This is a genomic window from Mycobacterium sp. NGS66, from assembly GCF_059812225.1.
Window position 1 is genome coordinate 42,171 of record NZ_JCALCG010000003.1, and the last position, 25,434, is coordinate 67,604.

29 protein-coding genes are annotated in these 25,434 nt (G+C 65.7%); 22 read left to right on the plus strand and 7 right to left on the minus strand.

Features of this window, described 5'->3' with window-relative positions:
* Positions 1-4: 4 nt before the first annotated feature.
* Positions 5-1,327 (plus strand): cytochrome P450, encoded by a 1,323-nt coding sequence (locus AC5Y2L_RS07985; RefSeq protein ID WP_499933775.1) that lies wholly within the window; start codon positions 5-7, stop codon positions 1,325-1,327.
* Here the strand turns inward: AC5Y2L_RS07985 and AC5Y2L_RS07990 are convergent.
* Complete coding sequence (locus tag AC5Y2L_RS07990; protein ID WP_499933774.1) at positions 1,324-2,250, minus strand: SAM-dependent methyltransferase; 927 nt, start codon at positions 2,248-2,250, stop codon at positions 1,324-1,326. The two genes, AC5Y2L_RS07985 and AC5Y2L_RS07990, sit on opposite strands and share 4 nt — an antisense overlap.
* Before the next feature lie 204 nt (positions 2,251-2,454).
* Between AC5Y2L_RS07990 and secY the strand changes: the two genes are divergently transcribed.
* The 11 genes from secY (at position 2,455) to AC5Y2L_RS08045 (ending at position 12,227) form a co-directional block, all read left to right on the plus strand.
* The gene (gene secY / locus AC5Y2L_RS07995; protein WP_499933773.1) at positions 2,455-3,783 is read left to right on the plus strand and encodes a preprotein translocase subunit SecY; all 1,329 of its coding nucleotides are present in this window, start codon (positions 2,455-2,457) and stop codon (positions 3,781-3,783) included.
* Entirely contained in the window at positions 3,780-4,325 is a 546-nt protein-coding gene (locus AC5Y2L_RS08000; protein ID WP_499933772.1) for an adenylate kinase, read from the plus strand. Before secY ends, AC5Y2L_RS08000 begins: the two co-directional genes overlap by 4 nt.
* Positions 4,326-4,344: 19 nt before the next feature.
* Entirely contained in the window at positions 4,345-5,151 is an 807-nt protein-coding gene (gene map / locus AC5Y2L_RS08005) for a type I methionyl aminopeptidase (protein ID WP_499933770.1), read from the plus strand.
* A 40-nt stretch (positions 5,152-5,191) separates the two neighbouring features.
* On the plus strand, positions 5,192-5,737 hold the full coding sequence (locus tag AC5Y2L_RS08010; protein ID WP_499933769.1) for a sigma-70 family RNA polymerase sigma factor: 546 nt from the start codon (positions 5,192-5,194) through the stop codon (positions 5,735-5,737).
* Positions 5,738-5,816: 79 nt separating this feature from the next.
* Positions 5,817-6,593 (plus strand): anti-sigma factor family protein, encoded by a 777-nt coding sequence (locus AC5Y2L_RS08015; protein WP_499933767.1) that lies wholly within the window; start codon positions 5,817-5,819, stop codon positions 6,591-6,593.
* A 48-nt stretch (positions 6,594-6,641) separates the two neighbouring features.
* Complete coding sequence (locus AC5Y2L_RS08020) at positions 6,642-8,378, plus strand: thiamine pyrophosphate-binding protein (RefSeq protein ID WP_499933766.1); 1,737 nt, start codon at positions 6,642-6,644, stop codon at positions 8,376-8,378.
* Complete coding sequence (locus tag AC5Y2L_RS08025) at positions 8,359-9,006, plus strand: SRPBCC family protein (RefSeq protein WP_499933765.1); 648 nt, start codon at positions 8,359-8,361, stop codon at positions 9,004-9,006. Before AC5Y2L_RS08020 ends, AC5Y2L_RS08025 begins: the two co-directional genes overlap by 20 nt.
* Before the next feature lie 8 nt (positions 9,007-9,014).
* Positions 9,015-10,028: a 3-oxoacyl-ACP synthase III family protein gene (locus tag AC5Y2L_RS08030; RefSeq protein ID WP_499933763.1), complete on the plus strand. Its 1,014-nt coding sequence runs from the start codon at positions 9,015-9,017 to the stop codon at positions 10,026-10,028.
* The gene (locus AC5Y2L_RS08035) at positions 10,028-11,083 is read left to right on the plus strand and encodes a pyridoxal phosphate-dependent aminotransferase (RefSeq protein ID WP_499933762.1); all 1,056 of its coding nucleotides are present in this window, start codon (positions 10,028-10,030) and stop codon (positions 11,081-11,083) included. The genes AC5Y2L_RS08030 and AC5Y2L_RS08035 overlap by 1 nt, the downstream gene beginning before the upstream one ends.
* A gap of 71 nt (positions 11,084-11,154) precedes the next feature.
* Positions 11,155-11,655 carry a MarR family transcriptional regulator gene (locus AC5Y2L_RS08040; protein WP_499933760.1) on the plus strand — a complete coding sequence of 167 codons (501 nt, stop codon included), beginning with the start codon at positions 11,155-11,157 and terminating at the stop codon, positions 11,653-11,655.
* A gap of 23 nt (positions 11,656-11,678) precedes the next feature.
* Positions 11,679-12,227, plus strand: a complete 549-nt coding sequence (locus tag AC5Y2L_RS08045; protein ID WP_499933759.1) for a TIGR03086 family metal-binding protein — start codon at positions 11,679-11,681, stop codon at positions 12,225-12,227.
* Positions 12,228-12,305: 78 nt separating this feature from the next.
* On the opposite strand, the gene mmsB is transcribed toward AC5Y2L_RS08045, so the two are convergent.
* From mmsB to AC5Y2L_RS08060, 3 genes are read right to left on the minus strand one after another with little or no spacing between them, the layout of a single operon-like run.
* Positions 12,306-13,199: a 3-hydroxyisobutyrate dehydrogenase gene (mmsB, locus tag AC5Y2L_RS08050; protein WP_499933757.1), complete on the minus strand. Its 894-nt coding sequence runs from the start codon at positions 13,197-13,199 to the stop codon at positions 12,306-12,308.
* 10 nt (positions 13,200-13,209) lie between these two features.
* Entirely contained in the window at positions 13,210-14,376 is a 1,167-nt protein-coding gene (locus tag AC5Y2L_RS08055; RefSeq protein ID WP_499933756.1) for an isobutyryl-CoA dehydrogenase, read from the minus strand.
* Positions 14,377-14,380: 4 nt separating this feature from the next.
* A complete protein-coding gene (locus AC5Y2L_RS08060; protein ID WP_499933754.1) occupies positions 14,381-15,901 on the minus strand; it encodes a CoA-acylating methylmalonate-semialdehyde dehydrogenase in 1,521 nt (506 codons plus the stop codon).
* A 129-nt stretch (positions 15,902-16,030) separates the two neighbouring features.
* Here AC5Y2L_RS08060 and AC5Y2L_RS08065 point away from each other — a divergent pair, with 129 nt between their 5' ends.
* From AC5Y2L_RS08065 to AC5Y2L_RS08095, 7 genes are all read left to right on the plus strand, one after another.
* The gene (locus tag AC5Y2L_RS08065) at positions 16,031-16,582 is read left to right on the plus strand and encodes an RNA polymerase sigma factor (RefSeq protein WP_499933753.1); all 552 of its coding nucleotides are present in this window, start codon (positions 16,031-16,033) and stop codon (positions 16,580-16,582) included.
* Complete coding sequence (locus AC5Y2L_RS08070; RefSeq protein ID WP_499933752.1) at positions 16,579-17,268, plus strand: Rieske (2Fe-2S) protein; 690 nt, start codon at positions 16,579-16,581, stop codon at positions 17,266-17,268. The genes AC5Y2L_RS08065 and AC5Y2L_RS08070 overlap by 4 nt, the downstream gene beginning before the upstream one ends.
* Before the next feature lie 145 nt (positions 17,269-17,413).
* Positions 17,414-17,797: a cupredoxin domain-containing protein gene (locus AC5Y2L_RS08075; RefSeq protein WP_499933750.1), complete on the plus strand. Its 384-nt coding sequence runs from the start codon at positions 17,414-17,416 to the stop codon at positions 17,795-17,797.
* Positions 17,794-18,711, plus strand: a complete 918-nt coding sequence (locus AC5Y2L_RS08080) for a metallophosphoesterase family protein (protein ID WP_499933749.1) — start codon at positions 17,794-17,796, stop codon at positions 18,709-18,711. Before AC5Y2L_RS08075 ends, AC5Y2L_RS08080 begins: the two co-directional genes overlap by 4 nt.
* Positions 18,708-19,106: a hypothetical protein gene (locus AC5Y2L_RS08085; protein WP_499933747.1), complete on the plus strand. Its 399-nt coding sequence runs from the start codon at positions 18,708-18,710 to the stop codon at positions 19,104-19,106. Before AC5Y2L_RS08080 ends, AC5Y2L_RS08085 begins: the two co-directional genes overlap by 4 nt.
* 62 nt (positions 19,107-19,168) lie before the next feature.
* Positions 19,169-19,426, plus strand: coding sequence for a ribbon-helix-helix domain-containing protein (locus tag AC5Y2L_RS08090; protein ID WP_499933745.1), 258 nt, complete (start codon positions 19,169-19,171; stop codon positions 19,424-19,426).
* Complete coding sequence (locus AC5Y2L_RS08095; RefSeq protein ID WP_499933743.1) at positions 19,423-19,812, plus strand: type II toxin-antitoxin system VapC family toxin; 390 nt, start codon at positions 19,423-19,425, stop codon at positions 19,810-19,812. The genes AC5Y2L_RS08090 and AC5Y2L_RS08095 overlap by 4 nt, the downstream gene beginning before the upstream one ends.
* A gap of 116 nt (positions 19,813-19,928) precedes the next feature.
* Here the strand turns inward: AC5Y2L_RS08095 and rfbC are convergent, their stop codons facing one another.
* From rfbC to AC5Y2L_RS08110, 3 genes are read right to left on the minus strand one after another with little or no spacing between them, the layout of a single operon-like run.
* On the minus strand, positions 19,929-20,537 hold the full coding sequence (gene rfbC / locus AC5Y2L_RS08100; RefSeq protein ID WP_499933741.1) for a dTDP-4-dehydrorhamnose 3,5-epimerase: 609 nt from the start codon (positions 20,535-20,537) through the stop codon (positions 19,929-19,931).
* Positions 20,538-21,533 (minus strand): dTDP-glucose 4,6-dehydratase, encoded by a 996-nt coding sequence (rfbB, locus tag AC5Y2L_RS08105; protein WP_499933739.1) that lies wholly within the window; start codon positions 21,531-21,533, stop codon positions 20,538-20,540.
* A 49-nt stretch (positions 21,534-21,582) separates the two neighbouring features.
* Positions 21,583-22,461 (minus strand): LLM class F420-dependent oxidoreductase, encoded by an 879-nt coding sequence (locus AC5Y2L_RS08110; protein WP_499933738.1) that lies wholly within the window; start codon positions 22,459-22,461, stop codon positions 21,583-21,585.
* Positions 22,462-22,868: 407 nt separating this feature from the next.
* On the opposite strand from AC5Y2L_RS08110, the gene AC5Y2L_RS08115 reads away from it, so the two are divergent.
* From AC5Y2L_RS08115 to rpmJ, 3 genes are all read left to right on the plus strand, one after another.
* The gene (locus AC5Y2L_RS08115; RefSeq protein ID WP_499933737.1) at positions 22,869-24,833 is read left to right on the plus strand and encodes a serine/threonine-protein kinase PknD; all 1,965 of its coding nucleotides are present in this window, start codon (positions 22,869-22,871) and stop codon (positions 24,831-24,833) included.
* A gap of 218 nt (positions 24,834-25,051) precedes the next feature.
* Positions 25,052-25,273 (plus strand): translation initiation factor IF-1, encoded by a 222-nt coding sequence (gene infA, locus AC5Y2L_RS08120; protein WP_003418601.1) that lies wholly within the window; start codon positions 25,052-25,054, stop codon positions 25,271-25,273.
* A gap of 33 nt (positions 25,274-25,306) precedes the next feature.
* A complete protein-coding gene (gene rpmJ, locus AC5Y2L_RS08125) occupies positions 25,307-25,420 on the plus strand; it encodes a 50S ribosomal protein L36 (RefSeq protein ID WP_003879483.1) in 114 nt (37 codons plus the stop codon).
* The last annotated feature ends 14 nt before the right edge of the window (positions 25,421-25,434 follow it).

The following is a 25,434-nucleotide window of genomic DNA, read 5'->3' on the forward strand; positions in this document are numbered from 1 at the left end:
GGCGGTGGCTGACTTTCCGCACGCGTCCGTCCTGGAGGGCCTGCGATTCACGGCCCAGATCGGCGCTCCCAACATCATCCTCGGGCTGTTCAGCAAACGGGAAGTGCCCACCCGGATCGCCTCGATGGTGGCCGCTGACTATCTCGGCTACCGACTGGTGGAGGGGATGGTGCGCAGCTACGGGCCGGGACCGTTCTACGTCCGCGTCGCGCGCGACGAGGCGCTGTTGGTCCACGATCCCGACGACCTCCGCTTCGTGCTCGGCGGCTCGCCGGACCCGTTCGCGTCGGATCCGGACGCCAAGCGCAAGGGGATGGCGGCGTTTCAGCCTGAGGCGCTGACGATTTCGCGTGGTCAGCAGTGGCACGAGCGGCGCAAGTTCGCCGAGGCGGTACTCGACACTGACAAGCCCGTGCATCGGCTCGCCCAGCCATTCGTCGACATCGCGGCGGACACCGCTGCCGAGCTCGTCACCGAAACCATCCGCTGGCCGAACTTCAACGCAGCCGTACAGCGCATGACCCGGCGCGTGGTGTTCGGTGCGGCCGCCGCCGACGACACCGAGCTGACAGATCTTTTGGGCGAACTGATGTCGGCCGGCAATCGCATGCCCGGTGAACCCGCACCGCGTTACGACGAGTTCATCTCCCGCATCGAAACCTACTTGGCTGAACCGGAAGCGGACAGCCTCGCCGCGCTGATCCCGCAGGCTCCAGATCCCGGGGTGCCGCCCGCTAGCCAGCTGGTGCACTGGTTGTTCGCGATGGGAGATACGCTGGCCGCCAACACGTTTCGCACCTTGGGTGTGCTGTCGTCCCACGGTGAGCAGCTGCATGAGGTGAAGCACGAGATGGCCGGCGCCGACATCGGCTCGGCGGCCGGCATCGCCAAGCTCGACTACCTGGCCGGTTGTCTGTTCGAGACGATGCGGCTGTGGCCGACCACCCAGCTGTTCGGCCGGGTGACCACCCGGGACGTCGAGTTTCCCAACGGCGCCGTGCTGCCGGAAGGCCAGCAGGTGCTGATCTACAACGTGTTCAATCACCGCAACCGCGACCGCATCCCGTACGCGGACAAGTTCTCGCCTGGCGAATGGGTGAGCGGAGACGCCGGTGATGACTGGTCGTACAACTTCTTCAGCCACGGCCCGCAGGGCTGCCCGGGCGCCAATCTGTCGGTGTTGCTCGGGCAGGCCGTGCTGGCCCACCTGATCGACGCGGGCGCGACCAATTGCTCCGGAACCCGCTTGAACCCGGGTAGGCCGCTACCGCACAGCTTCGATCTCTACGCCTTCAGCCTGGCCTGCAGCGCGACCGAAGAGGACTAGCGGTCTGCGACGACGGTGGTGATGTTGCGGAACTGCGCCGCCGCTGCTTCGTCGTCCGGGTAAGCGCGGCCGTAGTCGGCGAACATCTCTCGCCGTGGCCGGGTGGCGACTTGCCAGCCCTGATTGCTCAGGTAGTCAAGGACGTTGCTGCGTTCGCCGTCATAGAACAGCCCAGACAGGTCGATGTCGCAGCCCAGGTTGACCCATCGCTGGTTGAATTCCTGCGCACGTTGCGAGACCGTGGCGCTGCCGTCGGGGTGATATTCGGTGGCCAGTCTGCTGCCAGGGGCGCTGAGCTCGGTGATGTGGTCGAACAATTGGTCCTGGGCTTGCGGCGGAAGGTACATCAGCAGTCCCTCGGCACTCCAGGCGGTGGGCATTTTCTCCTCGAACCCGTTGCGGCGCAAGGCCGTCGGCCAATCGTCACGCAGGTCGATGGCGACCGTCTTCCGATGTGCCATGGGGATGGCACCCAGGGCGGACATGGTTGCGGTTTTGAACTCCACGACCTTGGGCTGGTCCACCTCATAAACCACACTGCCCCGGGGCCACGAGAGCCGGTAGGCCCGGGCGTCGAGGCCGGCGGCCAGAATCACGAACTGGCGAACACCCGCACCCGCGGCGTCCAGGAAGAACTCGTCGAAGAAACGGGTCCGCACCGCCATCGAGTCGGTCTCGAACTGCAAGTCGCGTTCGGCGTCGGGATAGTCCTCGGGCGGGCTGAGCCGGCCGTCGACCATGCGGGTGAAGAAGTCGAGGCCGACCGCACGTACCAGTGGCGCGGCGAACGGGTCGTCGATGATCGCGTCGGGCTCCGCGCTGGCCAGCGCTCGAGCGGCGGCAACCATGGTTGCCGTGGCACCGACACTGGAGGCCAGGTCCCAGCTGTCTCCAGGGGATCGCGGGGATTCGGCGCGTGTCATGTGAGTTCCTTCTCGACGAGCCACGCTTATTTAGCAAATGTAATGAGCTAGCCGAAACCCTACCCGTTTCCGCCGGCTCCCGGCGGCCCTGAACCGGTCAGTCCGGACCAGCTGTTAGTCTCGTACACGGTTTACGCCGTACGTCCTGACCTGCGGGTGTTGGGCGCGTAACTCAGGATGACCCCCGGCTGCGCAGGAGGAAGAGTGCTTTCGGCTTTCATCTCGTCGCTGCGGACAGTCGACTTGAGACGGAAGATCCTGTTCACGCTGGGCATAGTGCTGCTATATCGGGTCGGCGCGTCGCTCCCGTCGCCAGGCGTCGACTTCAAGGTCGTGAACGAATGCGTCAAGCAGGCCGAGGGCGGCCAGGCCGGCCAGATGTACTCACTGATCAACCTGTTCTCCGGCGGCGCGCTACTGAAGCTCACGGTGTTCGCGGTGGGAGTAATGCCCTACATCACGGCCAGCATCATCGTGCAGCTGCTGACCGTGGTGATCCCGCGATTCGAAGAACTGAAAAAAGAAGGACAGGCCGGCCAGGCCAAGATGACGCAGTACACCCGCTACCTGGCGATCGCGCTGGCCATCTTGCAGGCCACCAGCATCGTGGCGCTGGCCGCCAACGGCGGGCTGCTGCAGGGCTGTCAGGGTGACATCATCTCCGACCAGAGCATCTTCACCCTGGTCGTCATTGTGCTGGTGATGACGGCCGGCGCTGGACTGGTGATGTGGATGGGCGAGCTGGTCACCGAGCGAGGCATCGGCAACGGCATGTCGCTGCTGATCTTCGTCGGCATCGCGGCCCGCATTTACCCCGAAGGCCAGCAGATCCTGGACAGCCGCGGCGGTGTCATCTTCTCGGCCGTCTGCGTGGCCGCGCTGATCATCATCGTCGGGGTGGTGTTCGTCGAGCAGGGCCAGCGCCGCATCCCGGTGCAGTACGCCAAGCGCATGGTGGGCCGGCGCATGTACGGCGGCACCTCCACGTATCTGCCCCTCAAGGTCAACCAGGCCGGTGTGATCCCGGTGATCTTCGCGTCCTCACTGATCTATATCCCGCATCTGATCACCCAGCTGGTGCGCAGCGGCGGCAACCCCCGGGCGGCCAACAGCTGGTGGGACAAATTCGTCAGCACCTACCTGTCCGACCCGAGCGACCCGGTCTACATCACCATCTACTTCGGGCTCATCATCTTCTTCACCTACTTCTACGTGTCGGTCACCTTCAATCCCGACGAACGAGCCGACGAAATGAAGAAGTTCGGCGGCTTCATCCCGGGCATCCGGCCGGGCCGGCCGACCGCCGACTACCTGCGCTATGTACTGAGCCGGATTACCCTGCCGGGTTCGATCTACCTCGGCGTGATTGCCGTGCTGCCTAATCTGTTCCTTCAGATCGGCGCCAGCGGAGGGGTCCAGAACCTACCCTTCGGTGGAACGGCCGTTCTGATCATGATCGGTGTCGGATTGGATACGGTCAAACAGATAGAGAGTCAGCTCATGCAGCGCAACTACGAAGGGTTCCTCAAGTGAGAGTTGTTTTGCTGGGACCGCCGGGAGCGGGCAAGGGAACGCAAGCCCAGAAGCTCGCCGAGAAGCTCGGGATCCCGCAGATCTCCACTGGCGAACTGTTCCGGCAAAACATCGAGAACGGCACCAAGCTGGGCCTCGAGGCCAAGCGCTACCTGGACGCCGGTGACCTAGTGCCCTCCGACCTGACCAACCAGCTCGTCGACGACCGGCTGAACAATCCCGACACGGCCAAGGGGTTCATCCTGGACGGGTATCCGCGCTCGGTCGAGCAAGCCAAGGCGCTGCACGAAATGCTCGAACGACGCGGCACCGACATCGATGCGGTAGTGGAGTTCCGGGTGTCGGAGGAAGAGCTGTTGCAGCGCCTCAAAGGGCGCGGCCGCGCCGACGACACCGAAGAGGTCATCCACAACCGGATGAAGGTCTACCGCGACGAAACCGCGCCGCTGCTGGAGTACTACCGCAGCCAGCTGAAGACCGTCGATGCCGTCGGAAGTCTCGACGAGGTCTTCGCCCGCGCGTTGCACGCGCTTGGGAAATAACCGCATCGGGGAAGTAACGATGAGCGCGTTGGCACGACTGCGAAGTCGCAGGGTCGTGCCGCAGCGCAGTGCCGGCGAACTCGACGCGATGGCCGCGGCCGGCGCCGTCGTCGCCGTCGCCCTAAACGCCGTCCAAGCCGCCGCTGCCGTCGGGGTCTCGACGCTGCACCTCGACGAAATCGCGGAGTCGGTGATCCGCGAAGCCGGCGCCACCCCGTCGTTCCTGGGCTACCACGGCTACCCGGCGTCGATCTGTGCATCGGTGAACGACCGCGTGGTCCACGGCATCCCATCGGCCGCCGAAATCCTGGCCGCCGGTGACCTGGTCTCCATCGACTGCGGCGCGGTACTGGACGGCTGGCATGGCGACGCCGCGGTCACGTTCGGCATCGGGGTCGTCGACCCGGCCGGCGAAGCACTCTCGCAGGCGACCAGAGAGTCCTTGGAAGCCGGAATCGCGGCGATGGTGATCGGGAATCGGCTGACCGACGTCGCGCACGCCATCGAGCTGGGCACGCGAGCGGCCGAGACTCGCTACGGACGCGCGTTCGGGATCGTAGAAGGGTACGGCGGCCACGGCATCGGCAGGCAGATGCACATGGACCCGTTCCTGCCGAACGAGGGCCAGCCCGGGCGCGGTCCGCTGTTGGCCGCCGGTTCGGTGCTGGCCATCGAGCCGATGCTGACCTTGGGAACCGGCAAGACCGTGGTGCTCGACGACGAGTGGACGGTCACCACCGCCGACGGATCGCGCGCGGCACATTGGGAGCACACGGTGGCGGCGACCGAAAGCGGCCCGCGCATCCTGACCCTTCCCGTGAACTAAACACCCACTGGGCTCGTATCCCGAGGTGGGAGGTGATCGAGTGGCTCGGGTGGCCGGTGCTCGGGGCGCGTCCGGGGCTGCAGAGGCCGCTCTCATGAAGGCGCTCTACGACGAGCATGCAGCGGTGTTGTGGCGTTACGCGCTACGGCTGACCGGCGATGCGAGCCAAGCGGAAGATGTGGTCCAGGAGACGCTGTTGCGGGCGTGGCAGCATCCGGAAGTCATCGGCGACTCCGAACGCCCGGCACGCGCGTGGCTGTTCACCGTGGCGCGCAACATGATCATCGACGACCGGCGCAGCGCCCGGTTCCGCAACGTCGTCGGTTCGACCGACGAGGACGGCGCGCCCGAACGGTCCACGCCGGACGAGGTGAACGCCGCGCTGGACCGGATGCTGATCGGCGACGCGATGGCCCAGTTGTCGGCCGACCATCGGGCCGTTATCGAGCGGTCCTACTACCGCGGCTGGACCACCGCACAGATAGCTACCGACCTCGGAATCGCGGAAGGAACAGTGAAGTCGCGATTACACTATGCGGTACGGGCATTGCGGCTCACTCTGCAAGAACTTGGAGTAACCCGATGACGGCCGAATTTCTCCGGGATTTCGGGCCCATCCGGCTGGCCATCGGTTCCGAATACTTGAGGGTGACGGGAGAAACGACATGAGGATGCCGCTACGGGGAATCGGCCCGCCGGGTGACACGCCCGGTGACAAAGACATACGCGATCTGGCCATGGACGAGGACCGGTACGCGACGTGGGACGCCGCTTATGTGCTGGGGTCACTTTCCGCCGCTGAACGCCGTGAATTCGAGTCGCACCTGACTCAGTGCCCGACGTGCCGCGAGGCCGTCGCCGAGCTCAGTGGCGTACCTGCCCTGCTGTCGCAGCTCGACCGCGCCGACGTGGCCGCCATATCCGAATCCGGCGGCACCGCGGGGACTGCGTTCGCGACACCCGAGATGTCGCCGCAGTTGTTGCCGACGTTGCTGGAAAAGGTCCGCTGGCGGCGCCGGCGCGCCCGCATCACGACCTGGGTGGCCTCGGCCGCGGCCGCCGCGGTGCTGGCAATCGGCGTGTTCGTCGGGATCCAGGGTCATTCGACGGCCCCTGCCCCGCAGGTGACCGCGTCCGCCCAGCCGATGGCGCAGGTCGGCACCAAACTGCTGGCGTCCACGGTCTCCGTTACCCCGGAGCATTGGGGCACATTCATCAACCTGCGCTGCGTGTGCCTGGCACCGCTGACCGCTCACCACGACACGCTGGCGATGGTCGTGGTCGGGCGCGACGGCAGCCAGACCCGGCTGGCCACTTGGGTGGCCGACCCCGGGCACACCGCGACGCCCGCGGGCAGCATTTCCATGCCGGTGGACCAGATCGCCGCGGTCCAAATTGTTTCCGCGGACGACGGTCACGTCCTGCTGCAGCGTTCGCTGTAATTCCTGAAGTGAGGTGAACTCAACGCCCGCGCATGTCGTGACCATGACATGCCAGGGCAGTACCGGGTGGTCGACTACATCGTCGACCGGCTCGCCGCACTCGGCGTCGACCACATCTTCGGTGTGGACGGCGCCAACATCGAGGATCTGTACGACGCGGCGCATTTCCGGCCCGGCATCACCGCGGTGCTGGCCAAGCACGAGTTCTCCGCCGCCACGATGGCCGACGGATACAGCCGCAGCGGCGCCGGACCAGGTTCCGGGCTAGGAGTAGTGGCGGCCACCTCCGGTGGTGGCGCCCTGAATCTGGTTGCAGGACTGGGCGAGTCGCTGGCAAGCCGGGTTCCGGTGCTGGCATTGGTCGGCCAAGCCCCCGCTGCGATGGACGGCCTGGGCAGCTTCCAGGACACCAGCGGGCGCAACGGATCCCTGAATGCCGAGCAGCTGTTTTCTGCGGTTTCGGTGTCGTGTGAACGAGTGCTGACGCCGGACGGCATCTTTTCGGCGCTAGCCCGGGGCATCGCGGCAGCCCGCGCTGGTGGGCCCGCAGTGTTGTTGCTGCCCAAAGACATTCAGCAGGGGCAGGTCGAAATCGGGGACCGCAATGGGTACGCCACCCAGCAGCCGCGACCCATCGGCAATCCGCATCCGATTGTCGGAGCGCTGCGTGATGCCAACGGTCCGGTGACCGTCATCGTGGGTGAGCAGGTGGCCCGCGACGACGCCCGCGCCGAGCTCGAGGAGCTGCGCGCGGTGTTGCGGGCGCGGGTGGCCACCGTCCCCGACGCCAAGGACACCGCGGGCACCCCTGGTCTGGGGTCGTCGTCGGCGCTGGGCGTTACCGGTGTCATGGGCCACCCCGGTGTGATCGACGCGGTGGCCGGCAGCGCGGTGTGCCTCGTGGTGGGCACGCGGTTGCCGGTGACCGCGCGCACCGGCCTCGACGACGCGCTGTCGAAAGTGCGAACCGTCTCGATCGGCTCAGCGTCGCCATACGTTTCGTGCACCCATGTGCACACCGACGACTTGCGCGGGTCGCTGCGGATGTTGATCCAGGCGTTGTCCGGCCGTGGACGGCCAACCGGTGTGCGGGTGCCCGACGCGGTGCGGCGCACCGAGCTGGCGCCGCCGCCGTACTCCGGGCCCGGGGTGCGGTACCGCGACATCATGGCGGTGCTCGACGGCGCCCTGCCCGACGGGACAGACGTGGTGGTCGATGCGGGCAACACCGGCGCGGCGGCAATCCACTACCTGCCGGCGCGGCGCGGCGGCAGGTTTGCGGTCGCGCTTGGCATGGGGGGCATGGGCTACAGCTTCGGCGCCGGAATCGGGATGGCGTTCGGACGCCCCAGCACTGGGCGCGGGCCCGGGCGCACCGTCGTGATCGCCGGCGACGGCGCGTTTTTCATGCACGGCATGGAGGTGCACACCGCGGTCCACTACCGGCTTCCGGTGACCTTCGTCTTGCTGAACAACAACGCCCACGCCATGTGCGTCACCCGTGAGCAACTTTTTTACGACGATCTCTACAGTTACAACCGATTTCGGCCCAGCCGCCTGGGTGCCGGTCTGGCGGCGATGTTTCCGGGCCTGGCCGCCGTCGACGTCGGCGACGTCGACGGCTTCGCCGCCGCGCTGCGTGCGGTACTGGACATCGACGGCCCGGCGGTGATCAGCGTCGAATGTGCGGCCGACGAAATCCCGCCTTTCGCACCATTTCTCAAAGTCAAGGAAACGATTACCACCGTTAAGGAGAACCGAACCGATGTCACTGCCAGCGCTTGAGGACATTCCAACCCCCATCGACGGCGTGGTCCGCATCGAGACCAGCCCCAGGCAAAAGGCCACCCCGATCATCATGGAGATGATGCGGTCGGTGTATCCGCACGACGAGGTATTCGGAAAGTACTGCACCGTCAACGATTACATCGAGTGTCCGCCCGACGAGCTGTACCAGTACATGGCCGACACCCGCAGCCTCGAGGAGTGGACCTACAGCCTGCGCGGATTCACCACCACCGACGAACCCGGTTTGTGGCTGGCCTACGACCGGCTCGGTACGGAAACCAAGATCTACACCCGCACCATCGCCAACGAGCAGGCCCGGACCGTCGACTACCACTGCGCATGGGATCAGGGCAAGCACTTGTGGATGATCTATCTGATGCGCGTCGTCGACGCCCAGGTGGTCCTCGACAAGCCGGGTTCGGTTGTGCTGTGGACCAATTGCCATCACCCGTTCTACGACGAAAACCCGTATCCCGAGACCGCCCCGCCCGGGCGACCGGTTTGGGTCGGCGACTTCTGGGACATGTTCGGCGCCGGTCACCTGCTGGAGCTGAAGAATCTCAAGGCCATCGCCGAGTACCGCCACCGCAACGGGCTGCCGGTGACGCCGAAGTGGATGAGCTGAGGAACGACATGAGCAACGTCAGTCTGATCGACGTTTCCACGTATCTGCCGGGCGAACCGATCGGCGCGGAGTATTACGCGCAATTCGCCGAAACCGATGATCTGCGTGACAATCTCATGTTCCGCGCACCGAAGTTCCGCCATCACGTCGCGCCGGACGAGACCGCGATCGACATGGTCGAGCGGGCAGCACAGGGCTTGATCGAACGGCATGGCCACGACTTCATCGAGGCCGTCGACGTGCTGATCACCCACACCCAGGTGCCGGACATGGCCTTCTACGGCGAGGGTGGCGGCATCGCCCACCGGCTGGGTCTGCGGCCCTCGTGGGTGCTCGACCTGAACAACGGCGGATGCGCGGCATTCGTGTTGGCGCTCAACGTGGCTCGTAAGCTGCTGTCGTCGGGCGAAGGGCGCACCGCGCTGATCGCCATCGCCCAGAATGCGGCCGGGCAGTTCTTCGATCAGCCGACCGTTCGCCGCAAGGCGCAGTCCGCAGTGCCCGGTGACGGGGCCGCGGTGGGCCTGGTCACGTTGTCCGATCAGTCGCCCATTCTGGACGTCGAGTGCCGCACCTATGGCGAGTACGCCGGTGAGATGACGCTCTCGTACGACCCGCCACGCAAGTGGTGGGCGGCCGGACTCGGCGAGGGCAGCATCGGCTTCACGGAAAGCAAGATCACCAAGGTGCTGGCTCGCGGCAACCGGCAGGTCCCCGAGGTGGCGCTGGCGGTCTGCGACCGAATCGGCGTGGCGGCCAAGGACGTCGACCTGCTGGTCACCAACCAGCCGAACCGGGTGTTTCTGCGCAACTGGCGCGAAGCGCTGGAGCTGCCCAAATCGAGACACTTCGACACCTTTGATCAGTGCGGCAACCTCTTCGGTGCCGGCATCCCGGTCAACCTGGACCACGCGATATCCGACGGGCAGGTCAAAAACGGCGACCTGGTCCTGATGGCGGCCTTCGCGCACGCCGGTGACTTCGCCGGCGCGGCGGCGGTGCGCTGGGGCGGACGCGAGTGATGGCGGCCTTTGCCAGTCCCGTCGCCGCCGAGGTGGGTGACGCGCTTCCCGACGCAATCGATCCGTTTGCGTTGTCGCTCAACGAGAATCCTTACCCGCCGCTTCCCGCTGTGCGCTCGGCGCTGTATCGCTCGATCGATGCGGCCAATCGGTATCCGGAGTTTCTGCCCGATCGCCTGCGCCGCTTGATCGCCGGGCGGGTCGGCCTGCCGTCGGGCCAGGTGGTGCTCGGCGCCGGTGCGACCGGCGTGGTGCTGCAAGCGCTGCAGGCGCTGACCACCCCGGGCGACGCGATCGCCATGGCCTCGCCGACGTTCGACGGATACCCGATCATCGCGAACATGGCGCGCCTGAACCCGGTGACGGTACCGCTGGACAAGTACGGCCACAACGATCTCGACGGCCTGGCCGAAGCCGCCGCGCACGCTCGCGTGGTGGTGGTGTGCCGGCCGCATAACCCGACCGGCACGCTGGAGCCGACGGCCGAGATTGTCCGGTTTCTGCGCCGGGTACCTGACGACACCGTCGTCCTGCTCGACGAGGCATATATCGAATTCGCCGCCCCGCAGCACCGGATCGACGTATCGGGGCTCACCGCCTACTTCCCCAACGTGGTGGTGGTGCGGACGTTTTCCAAGGCATACGGATTGGCCGGCCTGCGAATCGGATACGGCCTGGCGTCCGCGGGGCTGGCCAAAACTCTGTGGGCACAGCAGTTGCCGTTCGGCATCGCGATCACCAGCTTGCTCGCCGTCGCGGCCTCCTATGATGCCGAAGATCAGCTGCTGCAACGGGTTCGGGCCATCACCGCCGAACGCCGCTATCTGCGGCGGCGGTTGAGCGCGATGGGGATATACACGCCCGACGCGCACGCGAACTTCCTGTACCTGCCTTGCCGCGGTGGGCGACAGCGGCCGTGGAGTCAGGTATTCGCCGACGGCGGACTGCACGTTCGGTGCTACGCCGACGGCGCCGCGCGGATCACCGTGGGCAGCCGCGAGTCCACCGTGGCGGTCCTGGACGCGGTGGCCAGCTCGAAGGCGACCGCCAGCTGAGCCCGGCGACCCGGCTTCCCCCGCCGAGGGGGCGGGGGAAGCCGGGCTTCGGATCTGCGGTAAGAAAAGGCGTGGCCGCCTCGCAGAAACGGGATCCCATCGCTGCGGCACGGGCAAATTGGGAGCGCGCCGGATGGGGTGACGTGGCCGACGGCATGGTGGCGGTGACGTCGGTGATGCGTGCGCACCAGATATTGCTGGCCCGCGTCGAGACGGCGCTGCGGCCCTACGACCTGAGCTTCTCGCGATTCGAACTGCTGCGGCTGCTGGCCTTCAGCCGGACCGGCGCATTGCCGATCACCAAAGCCTCCGACCGGCTGCAGGTCCATGTCACCAGCGTCACCCACGCGATCCGGCGGCTGGAGGCCGACGGGTTGGTGCAGCGAGTTCCGCATCCCACCGACGGGCGAACGACGCTGGTGCAGATCACCGACCTCGGCCGCTCCACCGTCGAAGACGCCACCGTCACGCTGAACGAGCAGGTGTTCGCCGATATCGGGATGGCCGCCGACGAATCGCAGGCGTTGGTGTCCTCGATCGAAACGCTGCGGCGCAATGCGGGTGACTTCTAGATTGAAGCGAGAGAGGTAGCAATATGGATCCACTGGTAGCGCACCAGCGCGCTCAGGACGCGTTCGCCGGTGTCCTCGCCAATGTGAGCCCGGATCAGTTCGGCGCCCGCACACCGTGCTCGGAGTGGACGATCCAGGACCTGGTCGAGCACGTCGTCGGCGGCAACGAGCACGTCGGGCTCTGGGCGAGCGATCCCGTCCAGCCACCGCCCCGGCCCGACGACATCGCTGCGGCCCACCGGACGGCGGCCGCGGCCGCACAGGCCGTCTTCGCAGCGCCGAACGGGTTGGCCGGCACGTTCAAACTGCCGTTCGGGGAACTACCGGGGCAGGTGTTCATCGGGATTCGCACCACCGATGTGCTTACTCACGCTTGGGATCTGGCGGCCGCGAGCGGGCAATCCACCGACATAGAACCCGAATTGGCGGCCGAGCAGCTCACTTTCGTGCATTCGTTTGTAGGCCCGGGGTTCCGCGGGCCGGGCAAGCCGTTCGGCGCCGAGCAGCCGTGCCCGTCCGGGCGTCCGCCCGCCGATCAGCTGGCCGCGTTCCTGGGCCGTAAAGTGCAGTGAGGCTAGGCCTTTCGGCTCTAGCGTTGTTGTCGCATCAGTTCACGCCGCAAGCCATCAGTTCACGCTGAATCGCGCCGCTCAGCCGTCGCGAAGCAGTTGGATCACCGCGCTGAAGTCCAAATCGGCGTGGGAGGCATCGGACGCGAGGAACTGAGCGTAGATCTCGGCGGCGTGGGTTCCCAGTGGCGCGCTGGACCCGGTCGAGGCCACCGCATCCATGGCCAAGCCCAGGTCCTTGTTCATCAGCGCCGTAGCGAAGCCCGGCCGAAAGTCGTTGTTGGCCGGCGATGTCGGCACCGGCCCGGGCACCGGGCAATTGGTATGCACCGCCCAGCAGTTGCCGGTAGCGCCGGTGATGACGTCGAACAGCGACTGCGCGGAAAGCCCGAGCTTCTCCGCCAGCACGAACGCCTCGCCGATAGCGATCTGCTGCACCGCCAGCACCATGTTGTTGCATATCTTGGCGGCTTGACCGGCACCGGCCGAGCCGCAGTGAATGATCTTGCCCGCCATGGGCTCTAGCACCGGGCGCGCTCGCTGCAACGCCGCTTCCTCGCCGCCGACCATGAACGCGAGCGTTCCGGCGACGGCCCCCTTGACGCCGCCGGACACCGGCGCGTCGAGCTGCGGCATGCCGTGTGAGCCGGCCAGGGCATGCACCTCGCGCGCGTCGTTGACCGAGATCGTCGAACTGTCGATGAACAGCGCGCCGTCTCGCGCGGCAGGCAGGATCTCGGCGTAACAGCGCTTGACCACGTCGCCGTTGGGCAGCATGGTGATGACCACATCGGCTTCGGCGACGGCGGCGGTGGCGCTGTCGAACACCGTGGCACCGTGGGATGCGGCCGCTGACCTCGCGGCGGGTACCGGATCGTAACCGAGCACCGCGTGTTTCGCGGCGACCAGATTGGCCGACATCGGCGCGCCCATATGGCCCAGCCCCAGGAAGGCGATGGCGAGATGCTCCGTCATGGTTCCTTTTCTAAGGGATAGCCCGGAAGCGCGCAGCCTCGGCCCTGCCGATGACCACCCGCATGATTTCGTTGGTCCCCTCCAGGATCCGGTGCACCCGCAGGTCGCGGACGATCTTTTCCAGGCCGTACTCGCGCAGATAGCCGTAGCCGCCGTGCAGTTGCAGCGCCTTGTCGCCGACCTCGAAGCAGGTGTCGGTGACATAGCGTTTGGCCATTGCGCACAGCTCGACCTTGTCGGGGTCGTCGGCGTCGAGCGCACTTGCCGCCCGCCACAACAACATTCGCGACGTCTCCAATCCGGTGGCCATGTCGGCCAAGGTGAACCGGATGGTGGGCTCGTCCAGCAGGGAGCCGCCGAACGCCTGCCGGTCACGCACGTAGGCGCCGGCCTTGTCGTATGCGGCCTGTGCGCCGCCGAGTGAGCACGCGGCGATGTTCAGCCGACCCCCGTTGAGTCCGTTCATCGCGATGCCGAAGCCGGCGCCCTCCCCGTCCGCGCCACCCAGCATCGCCTCAGCCGGAACTCGCACCCCCTCCAAGATCACCTGGGCGGTGGGTTGAGCGCGCCAGCCCATCTTCTCTTCGTGCGCGCCGAAACTAACACCGGGAGTGTCCTTTTCGATGACGAACGCCGAGATGCCGCGCGGACCCTCACGGCCGGTTCTCGCCATCACCACGTACACGTCCGACGCCCCGGCCCCGGAGATGAACTGCTTGACACCGTCGAGCACATAGTCGCCGCCTTGCTTGACCGCACGGGTGCTCAACGCGCTGGCATCGGACCCGGCGCCGGGCTCGGTCAGGCAGTAGCTGGCGATGACGTCCATGGACGCCAGCCGCGGAATCCACGTCTTGCGTTGTTCCTCGGTGCCGTAGCTGTCGATCATCCAGGCGCACATGTTGTGGATGGACAGAAAAGCGGCGGTCACCGGGTCGGCGATGGCCAACTGCTCGAAGATGCGCACTCCGTCCAGTCGGCGCAGCCCACTACCACCCACATCGTCGCGGCAGTAGATGGCAGCCATCCCGAGTTCGGCGGCTTCGCGCAGCACGTCGGTCGGAAAGTGTTCGGCGGCATCCCATTCCAGGGTGTGCGGGGCGATCCGCTTGGCGGCGAAGGCGGCCGCGGTCTCGGTGATCACCCGCTCGTCGTCGTTGAGCGCTTGAAACTGCATGGGGTTAATTCATCGTCGGGATGACGAATTCGGCGCCATCCTTGATGCCCGACGGCCAGCGCGACGTCACCGTCTTGACCTTGGTGTAGAACTGGACCGACGCCGGGCCGTGCTGGTTGAGGTCACCGAAGCCGGAGCGCTTCCAGCCGCCGAACGTGTGGTAGGCCACCGGAACCGGGATCGGCACGTTGACCCCGACCATGCCGACCTGCACCCGGGACACGAAGTCGCGGGCGGCGTCGCCGTCGCGGGTGAAGACCGCCACGCCGTTGCCGTACTCGTGCTCCGACGGCAGTCGCAACGCCTCTTCATAGTCGTGCGCGCGCACCATGCACAGCACCGGCCCGAAGATTTCGTCGGTGTAGATCGACATGTCCGGGGTGACGTGATCGAACAAAGTCGGTCCGATGAAGAAACCGCTCTGCAGGTTCGCGTCGGCGAAAGTCAGGTCGTCGCTGGCTCGTTCGCGCCCGTCGACCACCAGCTCCGCGCCGGCATCCACACCCTGGGCGATGTAGTCGCGCACCCGTTTCAGCGCGGCTTCGGTGACCAGCGGCCCGTAGTCGGCCTTGGGATCCAGGCTGTGTCCCACCCGCAGGCCGTTGATTCGCTCGACCAGCCTGGCGCGCAACCGTTCGGCCGTCTTCTCGCCCACCGGCACCGCGACACTGATCGCCATGCAACGCTCGCCAGCGCTGCCATACCCCGCGCCGATCAGCGCGTCGACGGCCTGATCCAGGTCGGCGTCGGGCATGACGATCATGTGGTTCTTGGCGCCGCCGAAACATTGCGCACGCTTGCCGTTGGCTGCGGCGGTCGCATAGATGTACTGGGCGATGTCCGAGCTGCCGACGAAGCCGACCGCCTGGATGCCGGGGTGGTTCAGGATCGCGTCGACGGCTTCCTTGTCGCCGTGCACCACCTGGAAGACGCCTGGGGGCAGACCGGCCTCGAGAAACAGCTCGGCCAGGCGCACCGGAACCGACGGGTCGCGCTCACTGGGCTTGAGCACGAACGCATTTCCACAAGCCAGCGCCGGGCCGGCCTTCCACAGCGGAATCATTGCCGGGAAGTTGAACGGGGTGATGCCCGCTACCACGCCCAGCGGCTGGCGCAGCGAATACACGTCGATGCCCGGGCCGGCGCCTTCGCTGTACTCGCCTTTGAGCAAATGCGGGATCCCGATGCAGAACTCGATCACCTCGATCCCGCGCTGGATGTCGCCGCGGGCATCGGCCAGCGTCTTGCCGTGCTCGAGGGACAACAGCTCGGCCAGCTCGTCGTTGTGCTCGTTGACCAGCTCGATGAACCGCATCAGCACCCGTGCGCGGCGCTGCGGATTCCACGCCGCCCAGTCCTTTTGTGCCTTGACGGCCGATGCCACCGCGGCGTCGACGTCCGCCTGGCCGGCCATCGGCACCGTGGCCTGGACCTCGCCGGTGCTGGGGTTGAAGACATCAGCGGTGCGGGTGGACTGGCCGCCCGTGCGCTGCCCATCGATGAAATGCGGAATGTGTGTGGTCATGGCCATCCAAGAAGCGATAGGGGAATCAGGGGGATACTTGCATATCCTAGTAATGCTGTGCGGCCTTGGCAAGGTGGCCACTTCCGTCACGTGTAACCCGAGCGGATATTGATTCGGTGAAGGAGAGACGTGACGGCACGCAACGAACCCGTCGGGCCGCGACCCCTGCGCGCGGTGCCGGATCAGGCTGCCCAGGGGTATGCCGACTGGGAAGCGGTGTACGCGGACAATGCGACGTGGGTGTATCGCACGCTGTTCGCCCGAGTCGGCAACCGGGCTGATGCCGAGGATCTGACCGCCGAGGTTTTCCTTGCCGCGCTGCGACCGCTGCGGCTGACCGCGAGCGTCGCCGAGGTTCGCGCGTACCTGCGGGCCACGGCCCGAACGGTGCTGGCCGCGCATTGGCGGGAGACCTTGGGACGCGAGATAACCTCCATCGAGGACATCGGCCAATTAGCACCCGAATGCGAGGAAGCGATCAGCACCGCACCACAGCGTGTCGCGCATGTCCTGGACACCCTGCCGGACCGCTATCGGCGCATCTTGGAGTTGCGCTTTTTGGAAGGCAGTTCGATCAAGGAGACCGCAGTCGAACTCGGGATCAGCGTTGCCAACGCCAAAGTGCTGCAACACCGCGCGCTGCGCCTGGCGGCACAAGTCACCGACGAGGGCCGGCCATGAACGCACGAGGTTTACGCAGGTATGTCGACGATCTGCTGCGGGGACGCCGACCAAGGCCGTTTGTGCCCGACGATTTCGAGGCGGCGCAGATCCGAACGGCGATCGACCTGCGGGCGGCCCGGCCGGACGGCGACGCTCCGAGTGAGGAGTTCCTCGCCGATCTGCACCGCCGCCTTGCGGAGCAGATGACCGGCGCACCATCGGCACCCGCGCCGAAGCAGAGCTCGACACGTCGCCAAGTGATTGTGGGTACATCGGCTGCCGCGGCCGCCGCGGTGGGCGCGGTTTCGGTGGACCGGCTCGTCAGGGTGAACCCTGCGGCCGAAAGCCCCGCCGCCGATGGCAAACTCACCCCGAATAACGGCCGCTGGGTGCGCGTCGCGGCCAGCTCGGAGGTGCCCGACGCGCGGATGCATCCGTTCGATCTCGGCACGGTCAGCGGGTTCGTCCGCCGGGTCGGCGGCAAGGTCGAGGCCGTATCGGGAGTGTGCACCCACCAGGGATGCCGGCTCTGGTTCGACGCACCCGATGACCGGCTGCGCTGCCCATGCCACACTACGTCGTTCGCGCCCAGCGGCCAGGTGCTCAGCCACCAGTTGCCGATTGCGCCAAAGCCGTTGCCCACCTTGATGGTTCGCGAGGTGGAAGGTGTCATCGAGGTGTTCGCGCCGACCGAACCGGCGTGAGTGGCCGTATTCGCATTCGCGCCGAGACTGCGTCCAGGGCGTGCCATCGGCGGAATCCGCCGCCCTGAGTGCAGGCCCGATGCCACCAATGCAGATTCGAGGCCCCGCGGGCCGTCGAATGTAACCCGCCGCGCTATCTGTTGGCATGATTCGAAAACACTTGGTGTGGTTGGCGTTGGGCGTGGTGGTGCTGGCCGGGTGCTCGACGTCGCGGCCCAGCGCCGGGACCGGCGCGCCGTCGGTCAGCATGCCGGCCAGCGCCCCGGCGGGGCCGGTGAGCGGTAATCAAGTCAATATCAATGATTTCGCGTTCGTACCGCTCACGCTGACAGTCGCCGCAGGTACCACGGTCACCTGGACCAATCACGACGAGGAACCACACACGGTGGCGGCCGGTGACGGTTCGTTCCGCTCGCCGGGCATGGGAACGGGTGCTACCTTCTCGCATACCTTTTCCACGCCTGGGAAATTCGACTACATCTGCTCGATTCATCCGATGATGCACGGCACCGTGGTGGTGACCCCATGACGCACGATCCCACCATGAGTCGCCGCCAGCTCATTAGACACACGGCATGGTTCGGTGCGGCGGTCGGGTTCGCCGTCGTCGGCGGGGAGGTCATCTCGCATGCCGGCGCGGTAGGTCACGCGGCGACTCGCCCGACCCTGCGCTTCGTCCAGGTCAGCGACAGCCATCTTGGATTCACCGGGCCGGCCAATTCCAACGTCACGGACACCTTCGGTCACGCCATCGAGCGGATCAACAACCTCGGCTACACACCGGATTTCGTGATTCACACCGGTGATATCACGCACCTATCCAGCCCGGAGCAGTTCGACCAGGCCAAGCAAATGATTAGTGGCCTGAAGACGCCGCACGTGTTCACCGTGCCCGGCGAACACGACTCGGTCGACGATGCGGGACAGAAGTATCGAAGCGTCTTCGGCGCGAACAGCCGAGGCGACGGTTGGTACAGCTTCGACGTCGCCGGCGTGCACGTGATCGCGTTGGTCAACACATTGAATCTGAAGAAGCTGGGTCATTTGGGTGTCGAGCAGCTGGAGTTCGTCGAGAAAGACGTTGCGCCGCTGTCCAGCGATACCCCCATCGTGGTGATCAGCCACATCCCGTTGTTCGCGATGTACCCGGACTGGGGCTGGGGCACCGACGACGCCGTCCAGGCCCTGAGCTATCTCCGCCGTTTTTCGTCGGTAACCTGCCTCAACGGCCATGTGCACCAAATCTTTTCCAAGGCAGAGGGCAACGTCAACTTTTACAGCGGCACGACGACCGCCTATCCGTTGCCTCATCCCGGAGACGGGCCGACGCCCAAGCCGGTCACCCTGCCGGCCGGGAAGCTGCGCGACGCACTGGGTATCCGCGAAGTCGGATACACCAGAGGGCAGGCCGCATTGGCGCTGAAAGAATCGACGCTGCAATGAGGTTGAGGGATCTGCTACTTCGTCTGGGTATCGCCGTTTCCCTGGTCGTCAGTGCCGTCAGCCATGCGCACCTTTATCGTCATGGCTACCAACACATCCCGCATATCGGCGACGGGTTTCTGGCGCAGGCGAGTGTCTCGTTCGCGCTGGCCTTGCTGATCCTGCTGGGCGGCCCTTCCTGGCTGCGGTGGGCGGCGGGCGCGGTGGCCGGCGGATCGGTGGTGGCGTTCGCCATGTCGAGGACCGTTGGCCTGCTGGGCTTCGTCGAACAAGGATGGGATCCGTCGCCCTATGCGGCGCTGAGCCTGGGCGCTGAACTGGTGACGGTGCTGTTATGTGTAGTCGGCCGTCGAGTGATTGCGGGCGTGAGGCGACCGGGCGCAGACATATTCTGATCTGGATTCCGGCGGCGTTCTGATGCCGGGGCCGCCCGCCGTCGCGGTGTATGATGCGGTGTATGAAACGCACGAACATCTACCTCGACGAGGCGCAGACGGAGGTACTCGACCGGCTGGCAGCACAAGAGGGCGTGTCGCGCGCTGAAGTGATCCGCCAACTCTTGGGCCGCGTTTTGGCGAGTTCGGACGACAGTCTGGCTTCGGACCTTCGCGCGATCGAAAATTCATTTGGTGTTCTGCGCGGCGTTGATGCGCCGGCGCGCGGCCGGGGTGCCCGCGAAGAGCATCTGGCGCGAACTTGGGGGCGCTCCTCGTGATGCTGGTCGACTCGGATGTGCTGATCGCACATCTACGCGGGCTCGGCACTGCTCGAGACTGGCTCCTCCGCGCCCGAAAGGACGGGCCTCTGGCGATCAGCGTGGTGTCGATCGCCGAGCTGGTCGGCGGCATGCGGTCAGTCGAGCGTCGCGAAGTGTGGCAACTGCTTTCATCCTTCCGCGCAGAGCCGGCCACAGAAATCATCGGCCGCCGTGCCGGCGAAATGATTCGCCGATATCGCCGTAGTCACAACGGCATTGGACTGGGTGATTACCTCATCGCGGCAACCGCGGATGTCAAGGGCCTGAAGCTGGCAACCCTCAACGTACGACACTTCCCGATGTTCAAGGGTCTGCGACCACCGTTTGCGTTGCCGGCCGAGTAGGCACACGGAAGAAGCCCCGCGTATGTGTCGTGCTATGGCAGGCGCATGGACCTCCGCGATCGTTAGGTCATCGGCGGCTCTGCAATTCTTGGCGGTAACCTGGACCACGCACGTCGCTATTGACCGCGCAGACTGTCGATAAACCTCTGTGTCTCCTCCCAGCTGGGCAGAAGACCGGCTGCGCGTACTTCGTCGAGGCTGGGCGCCGCGGCATCGCGGTCCGACATGGCCGCAGCCACCCCGTCGACCAGCGGCCAGTCGATTCCCAGCGCTGGATCGGTGGCGCAGATGGTGTGCTCGCGCTGCGGGTTGTATTCCGCCGAACACAGGTACATCACCGTCGAATTGTCTTGCAGGGCAAGGAACCCATGCGCCAGACCTTCGGAGATGTAGATCGTCTTGCGATCGGAGTCGTCGAGCACGACCGAGGCCCACTGCCCGAATGTCGGTGAGCCCAAACGGATATCGACGACGACATCGAACACCGAGCCGGACACGCAGGTCACGTATTTAGCCTGGCTGGGTGGCAGCTGGGCGAAGTGCAGCCCCCGCAGCACGCCGGCCGACGACACCGAGCAGTTCGCCTGCCGGACGTCCAAGCGGTGACCGGCGAAGGCGCGGAACTCACGGTCGGTGAGCCACTCGAAGAACAGTCCGCGGGAATCGCCATGCATGGCCGGGGTGATCTCCCACGCGCCCGGGATGTCGAGTTCGCGGGCGTCCATTTACTGACCGCGTTCTTCGTAGCGGGATTCCGCCGCGTCCTTCAACGGACGCCACCAGGACTCGTTGGTGCGATACCAGTCGATGGTTGCCCGCAAACCCTCCTCGAAGTCGGTATGCTTTGGCGCCCAACACAATTCGTCATACAGCGCCGACGGGTCGATGGTGTAGCGCAGATCATGACCGACCCGGTCGGTGACGTGGTCGAAGTCGTCGGGATCCCGGCCCATCAACTGCAACAGCGTGCGCAGCACGGTCAGGTTGTCGCGCTCGCCCTCGGCGCTGATCAGGTAAGTCCGGCCGAGCTGGCCGTTTTCCAGGATTCGCCAGACCGCGTCGTTGTGGTCGTCGACGTGGATCCAGTCGCGGATATTGGCACCGGTGCCGTAGAGCTTGGGCCGACGGCCGGTGAGCACATTGGTGATCTGGCGCGGGATGAACTTCTCGACGTGCTGGTAGGGGCCGTAATTGTTGGAGCAGTTGGAGATGGTCGCGCGCACCCCGTACGACCGCACCCAAGCCCGCACCAGCATGTCGGCGGCCGCCTTGGTGGCCGAGTACGGACTCGACGGGTTATAGGGGGTGGCCTCGGTGAACCGCCGCGGGTCGTCAAGCTCCAAGTCTCCGTAGACCTCGTCGGTCGAGACGTGGTGTAGCCGAACGCCGTGCCGTCGCACCGCTTCCAGGATCGCGAACGTCCCGATCACGTTGGTGCGCAGGAACGGTTCTGGATCATCCAGCGCGTTGTCGACGTGGGTTTCGGCGGCGAAATGTACGACAGCGTCAGACTCGGCGATCAGCCGGGAAACCAGCTCGGCGTCGGTGATGTCGCCCTCTACCAACTTGATGACATCGTCGACGTCGGCCAGCGACTCCCGTCTGCCGGCGTAGGTCATCGCGTCCAGGACCGTCACCTCGACGTCGGGACGCTGGCGGACGGTGCTGTGCACGAAATTCGCGCCGATGAAGCCGGCGCCGCCGGTGACCAGCAGCCGCATGCTCACGACCCTAACCGAACCGGGATAACGCCTCAGGCGTTCAGACGCCTCAGGAATTCAGACCCAGTGGCCCGGCCAGTTCGGCCAGTGCGGGGACCAAGTTCTCACTCTTGGTGAGGACCTGGATGGGCACATGGTCCGCACCGGCATCCAGGTGCTCTTTCAACCGCCCCGCGATCGCGTCCGTCGTGCCGTAGGCGACCACCGCGTCCACCAGGCGGTCGCTGCCCGGTCGGGCGACGTCGTCGTCGGTGAACCCCAGCCGCTTCCAGCTGTTCAGGTAGTTGCTCAGGTTGAGATAGATGTCCAGCGCCTTGCGGCCGACGGCACGCGCCTGCTCGGCGTCGGTGGTCAGCACGACTTTGTGTTCCGGCGCCAGGAACGCCGACGGGCCGATCAGTTGGCGGGCCTGGGCGGTGTGCTCCGGAGTGGTCAGGTACGGGTGCGCGCCGGCGCTGCGCTGCGCGGAGAGCTTGAGGACTCGCGGGCCCAGCGCCGCCACCACGCGACGGTGGGCGGGCACCCCATAGTCGTCGAGCCGGTCCAGGTATTCGCTCAGCGCGTCGTAAGGCTTGCGGTATTCGCTGATCGCCTCGCGGTGTCCGACCCCGATGCCGAGCAGGAAGCGGCCCGGGTAGGCCTTGTCGATCCGGTGGAAGGATTCGGCGACCGGCTTGGCGGCAGCCGTCCAGATGTTGACGATTCCGGTGGCGACCTGCAATGTGCTCGTCGCCTCGAGGATCGGTTCCACCCAGGCCAGCTCGGCCGGTGGGGAACCGCCTACCCAGACGGCCCCGTAACCGAGGGCCTCGATTTCTTTGGCTTGCTGTGGCGTGACGCCGCGTCCGAACGAGCCGAACCGGCCGAGATCGGGCTTGCTGGCTGCAACAGAAGAGACAGAAGAAGAAGTGGCATGCGCGTCGGTCATGGTTGCTCCAACTTGCAACCCGACCCGTCCTATTCCGGTCCGTGCCCAACACCTGGCCGGCCTCCCGCGGCACGGTGGTCGAATCGTCCTAGGAGTTACTCGACTTCAAAATGTCTGTCGGGTTAAAGGAAATTTGCGCGCTGGAACGCTCTAACCGGTCAGTGACCCAGTTTTGTAGAAAACGATCAGCAAATATGGCGAATAAGCTTGTGAAATCACGGTGTGCAAACCCGAATTGGTATTGTCTACCTATGTCCCTGCTGCGGGAAGCTCGCCTCCTGGGCGGGGCGTATGTTCGGGTGATGGGTCCACCCATGCGGTATCGAGCCGGGCTGCTCGCCGCACCGCAGCGCGCTGAAAGACCTGCCACCGTTGTTCGTGGCGCGTTATGGTGCTGAGCAGTTGCGGTGGGAGGCTCGTTGCAGGGAACTTCGTTCGGACATTACCAGCTGATCGAGTTGCTGGGCCGCGGCGGCATGGGCGAGGTGTGGCGGGCTCACGACACCGTCATTGACCGGGTCGTCGCGATCAAGATCTTGCCCGCCGAGATCTCCAAAGACGAGGTGTTTCAGACGCGGTTCCGTCGCGAGGCGCACGCGGCCGCGCGGTTGAGAAGTCCGCATCTGGTGCCGATTCACACCCACGGGGAAATCGACGGACGACTGTTCGTGGACATGCAGCTGATCGAGGGGCGAGACCTGCAGTCCATCCTCGATAGGGGGCCGCTGCCGCCGGCCCGGGCGGTGAGCATCATCGAGCAGGTCGCCAAGGCGTTGAACGCAGCGCACAAAGTCGGATTGCTGCATAGGGATGTCAAACCGTCCAACATCTTGATCGACGACGACGGGGACGCGTACCTGATCGATTTCGGAATCGCGCTGGCGGTCGGTGAGCGGGGGTTGACCACTGTCGGCGACGTGATCGGGACCTTCCACTACATGGCTCCCGAACGGTTCAAATCCCAAGATCCCGGCGCCCCTCCGATCGACGCCCGCTCGGATATCTACGCTTTGACCTGCGTGCTTTATGAGTGCTTGACCGCGGAGCATCCATTCCGGGGCGACAGCATGGAGCAGCAGATCGGCAACCACCTGGTCACCCCGCCTCCTCGGCCGTCGAACGCCAACCCGCGGCTGCCGCGAGGTCTGGACGGCGTAATCGCCAAGGGCATGGCGAAAAACCCCGCCGATCGGTACAGCACCGCCGTGGAGCTTGCGCGAGCCGCCCGCGGCGCCATCACCGCGCCAGTGCCCGCGCCACGTCCCCCCGACCCGCGGCCCCCGGTTCGGCGGCCGACCGGGCCGCAGCCGCCCATGCCGCCGCCCCGCGCCGACTACGGCCGCAGGCCGGTCCCGCTCCCGCAGACCCCCTCGGGCGAGGAAACCCTGCGCAAGCCGGCGATCGATGCGAACACACCCGTCCGGCGCGAACAGGTGATTATCCCACCCGGGACCCCGCCGTCGCCGCCGCAGACTCCGCGGCCGACGGCTCCGCCGCATACTCCCCCGCCACCCAAGCGGCCGTGGTGGCAGCGCAAGGCCGGCCTCATGGCCGGCGCGGCCTTGCTTACCGTGGCTGCGGTGGTCGGCGCGTACGTTGTCCTAGGCAATCCCGGCCCGGCGCCGACGAATTGCCGGCAGTCGACCCTGCCGTTCACCGGCCTGAGTTTGCAAGGGTTGTCGGTGGATAGCGGCGGCACGGTGTATGTCGCCGATACCCGGAGCAACGACATATATGCGCTACCTGCCGGCGACAAGACAGCGCACCCGATGGGTTTTCAGGGCCTCAATTTCCCGACCGGTGTGACGGCCGACAGCAGCGGCACGGTGTACGTCAACGACACCGGCAACAAGCGGGTGATCATGCTTCGCGCCGGCAAGCAGACGGTCGTTTCGTTCACCGGCCTGGACCAGCCGACCGGTCTGTCCGTGGACTTGGCCGGCACGGTCTACATCAGCGACAAGGGCAAGAACAAGGTGTTTGCCCTGGACGTCGGGGCCAGCGCGCAACGGGAGATACCCTTCACCGGCCTCAAGTCTCCAACCGGTTTGGTGGTGGGCAGAGACGGAACGATCTATGTCGCCGACGGCGGTAACAATCAGGTACTGAAAATGGCGCCTGGCCAACCGCAAACTCCAGTGCCTTTCGCCGGCCTTGCCGAACCCGGCGGTGTGACTGTGGACAAAGACGGCGCCGTGTACGTCACCGATAGAAAAGGCAAACAGGTGCTCAAGCTTGGCGTGGGTTCGGACCACCAAGCCGTGCTGCCGTTCTGCGACCTCGACTATCCGTGGGGCCTGGCGGTCGACAACAACGGCGTGGTCTACGTCGCGGGCAACAACAACAAGGTTTACTCGTTGCCGCAAAAATGAGCCCGCGCTGCATGAGCGCAGTTTTGCGCCGACCATGGCGATGCGGGTAAGGTGGATCAACGGTACGGCGCCTGTGCCGGCTCTTGGCGTGCCCAGTTCTGAAATTCTCGGAGCAGTTCGCGGAATTTCCACCACAGGTTCACGTTTTAGTAGTCCGGACACATGCTGCGCCGAATCAGGTGCAGTGACGAGGGATAGCAAAGGATCGCCGAAAAGTAATGGCCAAGAAGGACGGTGCCATCGAGGTCGAGGGTCGCGTGGTCGAGCCTCTGCCCAATGCGATGTTTCGCATTGAGCTGGAGAACGGCCACAAGGTGCTCGCCCACATCAGCGGCAAGATGCGGCAGCACTACATCCGCATCCTGCCCGAGGACCGCGTCGTGGTGGAATTGTCGCCCTACGACCTGTCCCGGGGCCGCATCGTGTACCGGTACAAGTAATCAAGCAAGAGACGAGAACAGGATCGAAAAGCCGTGAAGGTCAACCCCAGCGTGAAGCCGATTTGCGATAAGTGCAGGGTGATCCGTCGGCACGGGCGGGTCATGGTGATCTGCTCCGATCCGCGCCACAAGCAACGGCAGGGCTAATCAGCCCACATAAC